This window comes from Roseomonas sp. 18066, assembly GCF_902706185.1.
In the GTDB taxonomy this organism is placed as follows: Bacteria; Pseudomonadota; Alphaproteobacteria; order Acetobacterales; family Acetobacteraceae; genus Pseudoroseomonas.
In genome coordinates this window covers 1-688 of record NZ_CACSJM010000338.1, presented here as the reverse complement: position 1 = coordinate 688, position 688 = coordinate 1, and the positions used below count along the sequence as shown (strand labels likewise).

At 82.0% G+C, this 688-nt stretch carries 1 protein-coding gene; it reads left to right on the top strand.

Features of this window, described 5'->3' with window-relative positions; translation table 11 throughout:
- On the top strand, positions 1-669 hold a 669-nt coding region (locus tag GVN67_RS29120), incomplete at its 5' end, for an ImuA family protein (protein WP_160000778.1).
- Positions 670-688 lie beyond the last annotated feature (19 nt).

The window sequence follows — 688 nt, the reverse complement described above, 5'->3', positions numbered from 1 at the left end:
CGCCTGGCCCGGCTGGAAGGCGCTGGCCGCCCCCACCCCCCGGGGGGCGCCACCGCTGCCGCCATCCCGGTGGCCGACCTGCCGCTGGCCGGCGGCGGCCTGGCCCGCGCCGCCTTCCACGAGGTGCTGGCCGACACCCCCGGCAGCGGCGCTGCCTTCTGCGCCACGCTGCTGGGCGCCAGCCTGCGCGACCGGGATGGCGGCATGGTGCTGTGGATCACCGCCGGCAGCGGCGCGCTGCAGCCCTGGCCCCCCGGCCTGCTGGGCTGCGGCCTGCCGCCGGAGCGGCTGCTGCTGGCCCAGGCGCCGCATTGGCCCGACGCGCTCTGGGCGATGGAGGAGGCGCTGCGCTGCCCCGGGCTATCGGCCACCCTGCTGGTCGCCGGCTGGGACAGGGAGCCGGCGCCGCTCGACCTGACCGCCACCCGCCGGCTGCAGCTGGCGGCCGAGGCCGGCGGCGGGCTCGGGCTGCTGCTGCGCCCGGTGCCGCGGCATGGGGTGCTGGCCGGGCCCTCGGCCGCCACCACCCGTTGGCGGGTGGCGCCGCGCCCGGACGGGCTGGCCGGCCCGCGCTGGTCGCTGGAGCTGCTGCGCCAGCGCGGCGGCGCCCCGGGCGGGCCCTGGCCGGTGGCCTGGCACGGTGCCGCCGGGCTGGCGCGGGAGCCGTGACCGCCCCCCCGGAACCCCC